4 protein-coding genes are annotated in these 6,688 nt (G+C 65.7%); 3 read left to right on the plus strand and 1 reads right to left on the minus strand.

Annotated features, from left to right (window positions below):
- The first annotated feature begins 109 nt into the window (after window positions 1-109).
- On the plus strand, window positions 110-1,297 hold the full coding sequence (locus ACFVW6_RS28370) for an amidohydrolase family protein (protein ID WP_378827026.1): 1,188 nt from the start codon (window positions 110-112) through the stop codon (window positions 1,295-1,297).
- Window positions 1,298-1,515: 218 nt separating this feature from the next.
- Window positions 1,516-2,445, plus strand: a complete 930-nt coding sequence (locus ACFVW6_RS28375; protein ID WP_378827028.1) for an alpha/beta hydrolase — start codon at window positions 1,516-1,518, stop codon at window positions 2,443-2,445.
- A gap of 530 nt (window positions 2,446-2,975) precedes the next feature.
- Here ACFVW6_RS28375 and ACFVW6_RS28380 read toward each other — a convergent pair.
- Window positions 2,976-3,779, minus strand: coding sequence for a hypothetical protein (locus tag ACFVW6_RS28380; RefSeq protein ID WP_378826392.1), 804 nt, complete (start codon window positions 3,777-3,779; stop codon window positions 2,976-2,978).
- A 920-nt stretch (window positions 3,780-4,699) separates the two neighbouring features.
- Between ACFVW6_RS28380 and ACFVW6_RS28385 the strand changes: the two genes are divergently transcribed.
- The coding region (locus ACFVW6_RS28385) for a toll/interleukin-1 receptor domain-containing protein (RefSeq protein WP_387793190.1) at window positions 4,700-6,688 on the plus strand (1,989 nt) is incomplete at its 3' end.

A 6,688-nucleotide genomic window follows, 5' to 3' on the forward strand; every position in this document is an offset into this window, starting at 1 on the left:
CTCACGCGCAGCGCGGCCCGGAGCGACAACCCAGCTCCCGAGGAGGGCGACTGTGAGCAGCACCGACGAACAATTCCGTGCCGCACCGATTTTCGATGCCGACCAGCACATGTACGAGAACCCCGACGCGCTGACGAGGTACCTGCCGGACCGGTACGAGCGCGCGGTGCAGTTCGCCCAGATCGGCCGCCAGACCCGGATCGTGATCAACAACCAGGTCACCGACTTCATCCCGAACCCGACCTTCGAGCGGGTGGCCGCCCCCGGCGCACACGAGAAGTTCTTCGCCGGAGAGAACACCGAGGGACTCACTCTGCGTGAAATGCAGGGGCCCGCGATCGACGCGCCTTCGGGGACCCGGAACCCGGCGGACCGGATCGCCGAGCTCGATCGCCAGGGCGTGGTCGAAGCGCTGAACTACCCCACGCTGGCCAGCCTCGTCGAGCATTCGGCCGCCGACGATCCCGCACTGACCCTGGCGATCATCCACGCCCTCAACCAGTGGATGGCCGAACACTGGACCTACAACTACGAGAATCGCGTGTTCTCGACGCCGATCATCAACCTGTCCGAAGTCGATGCGGCACAGCGGGAACTCGCCTATGTCCTCGACCACGGCGCCAAAGCCGTGCTGATCAAGCCCGGACCGGTCAACGGGCTACACGGCTGGCGTTCGCCCGCCCTGCCGGAGTTCGACCCCTTCTGGCGCGATGTGGAATCCGCCGGCCTGCCCGTGGTCCTGCACGCGAGCTACCCGCCGCTCGACAGCTACATCGCCCGCTGGGAACCGCCGCACACGGCGAACTTCATGGCGCAGAGTTCGTTCCGGTGGATGACCCTGGGGCATCGCGAGATCGCCGACATGATCACCAGCCTCATCTGCCACGGAACCCTGACCCGGTTCCCGAATCTCCGGATCGCCAGCGTCGAAAACGGCAGCTCGTGGATCCAGCCGCTGTTCCACGACTTCGAGGACCTCTACAAGAAGATGCCGCAGAACTTCCCCGAGCACCCGCACGAGGTGTTCCGGCGCAATATCTGGGTGAGCCCGTTCTGGGAAGGCTGCGTCGCCGACGTGGTCGACACGGTCGGGTGGGACAAGGTGCTCTTCGGGTCGGACTACCCGCACCCGGAGGGTCTCGCCGAGCCCCTCGGCTACTGGAAGTACGCCGAGGACATGGACGTGCAGCGGACCTACGACTTCATGGGCGACAACGCGCGCCGGTTCCTCGGCCTGCCGATCGCCAACCCCGCGCCCACACTGCTGGCCACGCAGTCCGCGCCCGATCCGGTATAGCGCGCCGGGCCGGTGCTCCCCTCCCCGAGGGAGAGCACCGGTGGGAGGATCATCGCGACCGCGCCGGAAGTACGGCGGCCCGGATCCGGCGCGGCGCGATTCGCCGAGAAACTAGAACATGTTCTAAATTGCTTGATACCATCAGCGACATGGGGAGACCGACCGTGGATCGCCACACCTCCACCCCCGGATGGAAACTACTCCGGGCCAGGTTCTCACTGCACGATTTCCATCCGGATCTACGTTCGGTGGCGGCGGTCGCACCGAGCCGCGCCATTTCCCGCAGGTCACTGCCGCTCTTGCGCAGGCTTGTCCGCCTTCTGCGACTGCGCTCCTCTCCCTATGCCACCGAGGCGACCACGGATGCAGGGGTCCGGATCAGGCTCCACCGCCCGCGCCACCCGATGACCGGTCCGCTTCCCGCGCTGTTGTGGATTCACGGCGGAGGGTACGTCTTCGGAGTGCCGGAACAGGACGACGCGGTGTGCCGCGATCTCGCCGAGTCCCTCGGCATCGTCGTTGCCGCGGTGGACTACCGGCTCGCCCCCGAGCATCCGTATCCCGCGGGCCTCGAGGACTGCTACGACGCGATGACCTGGCTCGCGCGACGCTCCGACATCGACGCGCGACGGGTCGCGATCGGCGGCGCCAGCGCGGGCGGCGGCCTCGCCGCGGCCCTCGCGCTGCTCGCCCGGGACCGCGGCGAGGTCACGCCCGCATACCAGCTGCTCGTCTATCCCATGCTCGACGACCGGACCTCGGCCCGGTCCGACCTGGACGACACCCGATGGCGGTTGTGGGATCGGCGCAGCAACCACTTCGGCTGGGCCGCCTACCTCGGCGACACCGATCCGAAGATCGCCGTACCGGCACGCCGCACCGACCTTTCCGGAACCGCGCCCGCCTGGATCGGCGTCGGCACCGCCGACTTGTTCCACGACGAGTCCACGGCGTACGCGAAACGCCTGGCCGACGCCGGCGTCCCATGCACAGTCGAGATCGTCACGGGCGCATTCCATGGTTTCGACCTGATCCTGCCGAAGGCACCGGTGTCGCGGTCGTTCTTCGCGAGTCAACGCGACGCGCTACGCGCGGCGCTCGTCGACAGGGCCTTTCCCGTGCCGAGCCCGCACAATCCCGCCAGGTAGTCCTGTTCGGGAAATCCACCCTCCAACAGAGAACCTCCCTCAAGCCGACAAAGCCTCCGCACAGGTCGAGCTCAACAGCCTGCCCACACGAGAACAGTTCAGCGAGACCGAGCTCCGCAAGCTCATCGAATCGCACGGCGATGTCCGACTGATCCTGGCCGGAGGCGCCAGGAGTACAAGAAGGAGCTATATAACGCAATAGAGCTCCAAGTGCGCTATGCGCACCTGGAGCATCGAATGGTCATTACGACACCCCCTGTTGGGGATAACGCTGGTGCCCGGAGGGGGGACGCACTCGCTATCCACAACGGTCGGTCTCACCCGTCGTCGCAGACAAGCACATGCCGATAGCGGCCGGAGGGGACCGGAGCGCTTGCGATCGGTTGAGACCGACGATGGTTCGACCGTTGGCCAGGCCACGGCCAACGAACCCGCCTGCCAATCAGCTGGCGATGGCTAGCGGGATCGTCGGAACGAACACCCAGCCGCGGCGGTCATCTCCGTCATCGGCGCCAGCGCACACACTCGAATCACGTGTGAGTCCGAGCCAGGTGTATGACGAAGAGGAACGCCAGAACCGACGATGAAACGATGCACAGGTAAGGAATGAGTGGACTACCGAGTCCACCATCAGTGATGGCCGCGATGATGACTGAGTACACGATTGAGATCACCAGCAGCGCAATGAACGCCACATAGGAAACGATCTTGATCTCCTTGATACGCGATGATGTAGGACCTTTCCCGAGAAGGAGGAAGTACAGAGGTGTTCCAGCGAGCACCTGCACAGCAATCAGCGACCAGGTCACATAGTCCAGGCTGGTCGTCCGAGGGTGGCCGTACTTGGCGAAGTTGTAGTCTTGAATGCCGTTATAGATCAACATGAGGCTCAGAGGTACCAGTACCAGAGCCAGAGTTCCTCGCAAGGTTTTCGCGACCGACTCCAACTCTGAATCAGGTTGTGCCACTGCGGTATTTACAGCGTCGATCGTCAGAATGATCGCATAAACCAGCAAGAGGGCCGCGATGGCGAAGGAGACGCCCCCCACGATCTCCAGAGTGTTGGCTCGATGCCGTCCTGCTATTTCGCCCGCCAGCAAGGCGTAGTCGAGGCTGGTCAGAACCAGACCTAGAAAGGAGATGATGAGGATCCTGACCGCTGCCCCGAAGTTCGATGCGCCGGCTTGGCTGGAACCGCTTGCGGCGGGGGCAAGCCGCGCGGTCATCAGAAGCATGAGTGCTGCGAACGAAAAGCCCGCCAGGACGCCCGCTAGCTGCGAGTAGAAGCCAGCCGTTTCTTGGATGTTGAAGAATGCGTCGGTCGTACTAGGCATGTCGTGCTTTCTGGGGATCGGCGTGGCTTGGTCATACGTTCGGCTTGTCCGGACGGGCACCCGATCGTGGACGGCGACGTCTCTATGCAGTCCTGTGGGGGCGGTCGAATGTGCGGGGCCAAGGCAATGTTCCGACCAATGCCGGTCCGGACCGGCAGCTAAGCTTCAGCTAGCCAGCCGGCGCTCACGTGATTCTCGGCTGCTGGTGTGATCGTCCTGTGGTAGCGATGGTCCGGTCGGCATCGTCGTCAACCAAGGAATCGAGCATTGACGGTGCATGTCGATCACCCTTTGACCTGAGCCCGTTGGCATCCATCCGATCTGCTGCACCGCAGTGGAGAACACCCAGTTACGTCGCTGGCACGTACATCGCCGACGCCATCGTCCCACGAACAGCTGGATCTTCTGTATGAAACCTGTAAGCGGCGTGTGAGATTCGTGCAAGAAGACAGCGTGTGTCGGAGCGGCGAGGGCCATTCGATGGTGTCATCGAGGAGGCCCGACAGGGAATCACCAAGATCAGCACACCTACCCCAGCCTGCGTGGTCCCGGGCGCCCTTGGGCCCGGGGGCGCGCAACCGAAGCCCAAGTCTGACGTCCGCATGTCCGAGGGGCTCGCCTCCCAATCCGCTCGGACTTGATCTGGGCGTCTTCTGCCCCGATCAGCACCGCCACATCTCTCAGGACTCCCAAGCGTCTCGCGGCGAAGCAGCCATCGAGCCGCGAGGAGCGCTCGCACTGTCGCGAACTAGGCGAACGCCGGCCGAGGTCCAGATCCCGCCATCGCCGCCGAAACGAGACTCCAGCCGACCTCTTTGCGAAGTCGAGTATCGGCGTACCCGCGACAACCGTTGGCGTTTGCGTCAGGCTCAGATCATCCCGTCCACACCACTCGACCGGCTGAAGCGGGGAGATCACCAATGTGCGCTCAGGCCGCCCAGACTCCAGAGCATCAGGCCCGCGGGCAAGGGACGTCGTTCGACTACGACGCCTTCATCTCCTATGCCCACCATGACCGGCCGGTCGCCGCGGGAATTCAGAAGGGCCTACACCGCATCGGACGTCGCATGGGCCAGCTACACGCCCTGCGGGTGTTCCGTGACGCCACCGATTTGACCGCCAGCCCGGATCTGTGGGGCAGGGTCACCGAGGCGATGGACCGTGCCCGGTACCTGATCGTGGTGCTGTCCCCGCACGCGGTCGCATCAGGTTGGGTGAACAAGGAGGTCGCTCACTGGCTGGCGCGGCGCGGTCCGGACCACCTGCTGTTCGTAGTGGCCGACGGGAATCTGACCTGGGACGAGAACATCGGGCGGTTCGATCCGGACCGGTCCGATGTCGCCCTGCCCGTGCTGACGCAGCCTGGGGCTCTTGCGGCCGAGCCGTTCTACGTCGACGTCAGCGCGGACGCACCGTGGGATCATCACATACCGCTGTTCCGGGAGAAGGTCACCGATCTGGCGGCACCGATCCACGGTAAACCCAAGTACGAGTTGTCCAGCGAGGATCTGCGCGAGCAACGCCGTTTCCACCGGTTGCGGCGTGCGGCGGTTGCCGGGCTGGTCCTGTTGACGATCCTCGCTGTCGTCGGAGCGGCGATCGCGATCGTGCAGCGACGAGAGGCGGTCCGTCAACGCAACGAGGCCGTCGCCCTTGCCTTGGCCGCAGCATCTCGCGATGCTGCCACCACCAACAGCGCTCTTGCCCTCGCGCTGGCCGCCGAGAGCAGCCACGCGACGCCGGCCCCGCTGTGGCAGGCCACCGACGCATTGGTCAACGCCCGCGTCGCCTTCGGCCAGCACGCCGCGCTGCAAGTCCGCGAACCACTGATAGGCCACACCGGCCTGGTGTTCGCGGTGGCGTTCAGCCCGGACGGAACCCGGCTCGCCTCCGTCGGCTGGGACAAGACCGTGCGGCTATGGGACCCCGCCACCGGTAGGCAGGTCGGTGAACCATTTACCGGCCACGCCGACGGTGTGCAGGATGTGGCGTTCAGTCCCGACGGGACCCGGCTCGCCACCGCCGGCGGGGACAAGACAGTCCGGCTGTGGGACCCCACCACCGGAAAGCCGATCGGTCAACCACTCACCGGCCACACCGACGCAGTGACCACGGTGGCATTCAGCCCGGACGGCACCAGACTCGCCACCGCTAGCGGGGACAAGACCTTGCGACTGTGGGACCCGGCCACCGGAAAGCCGGTCGGTCAACCACTTACCGGCCACACCGATGCGGTGCAGGATGTGGTGTTCAGTCCGGACGGCACCAGACTCGCCACCGCCGGCGGGGACAACATCGTCCGGCTGTGGGACCCCGCCACCGGGACGCAGGTCGGTCAAGCACTCACCGGCCACACCAGCCTGGTGCTCGCGGTGGCGTTCAGTCCGGACGGCACCCGGCTCGCCACCGCCGGCGGGGACAAGACAGTCCGGCTGTGGGACCCCGCCACCGGAAGACCGGTCGGTCAACCACTCACCGGCCACACCGACGCAGTGTCCGCGGTGGCGTTCAGCCCGGACGGCACCCGACTCGCCACCGCCAGCTGGGACGCCAGCGTACGGATGTGGGACCCGGCCACCGGGATACCGGTCGCTGAGCCACTCACCGGCCACACCAACGTGGTGTGGGATGTGGCGTTCAGTCCGGACGGGACCCGACTCGCAACCGCGAGCGGGGATGCCACTGTCCGGCTGTGGGACCCCGCCACCGGAAAGCCGATCGGTCAACCACTCACCGGCCACACCGACGCAGTGTCCGCGGTGGCATTCAGCCCGGACGGAACCCGCCTCGCCACCGCCAGCAACGACGCCACCGTCCGGCTGTGGGACCCCGCCACCGGAAAGCCGATCGGTCAACCACTCACCGGCCACACCGACGCAGTGTCCGCGGTGGCATTCAGCCCGGACGGC

Origin of the sequence: Nocardia sp. NPDC058244 (assembly GCF_042882065.1) — a bacterium.
In the GTDB taxonomy this organism is placed as follows: domain Bacteria; phylum Actinomycetota; class Actinomycetes; order Mycobacteriales; family Mycobacteriaceae; genus Nocardia.

Coding starts and splice junctions, on each gene's coding strand:
- ACFVW6_RS28370 (WP_378827026.1), top strand. CDS start 110: ATGTACGAGAACCCCGACGCGCTGACGAGGTACCTGCCGGACCGGTAC.
- ACFVW6_RS28380 (WP_378826392.1), bottom strand. CDS start 3,779: ATGCCTAGTACGACCGACGCATTCTTCAACATCCAAGAAACGGCTGGC.